Annotated in this window: 1 protein-coding gene; it reads right to left on the reverse strand. The window is 64.9% G+C overall.

The features are described 5' to 3' along the window. Window positions 1-382 (reverse strand): ABC transporter permease (locus I8J30_RS32715; RefSeq protein WP_210664508.1); only part of this gene is annotated, 382 nt, incomplete at both ends.

Raw genomic sequence — 382 nt, forward strand, 5'->3', positions numbered from 1 at the left:
AGCTCATCGGATCAATTATCTTGGTGTCGGCGGACCCAAGCAACAGGGCGTTGACGTAGTCGCCGCTCGACGGGATGAAGGTGAGCAGCGTCCCGGAGACCACACCGGGCAGCGACATCGGGAAGGTCACCTTGCGGAAGGTGGTCCACGGGGTCGCGTACAGGTCGCCCGCGGCCTCGTGGAGCCGGTGGTCGATACGTTCGAGCGAGGTGTAGAGCGGCAGGATCATGAACGGCAGGAAGTTGTACGTGAGTCCTGTGACGACCGCGAGGGGTGTGGCGAGCACGCGGTGGCCGCTGGTCCAGCCGAATGCGGCCGTGTTGTCGAGGATGTGCGCCGAGCTGAGGAAGCCGACCACTGGGCCGCTGTCACCCACGAACGT

Origin of the sequence: Paenibacillus lignilyticus (genome assembly GCF_017942085.1) — a bacterium.
Taxonomy (GTDB): domain Bacteria; phylum Bacillota; class Bacilli; order Paenibacillales; family Paenibacillaceae; genus Paenibacillus_Z; species Paenibacillus_Z lignilyticus.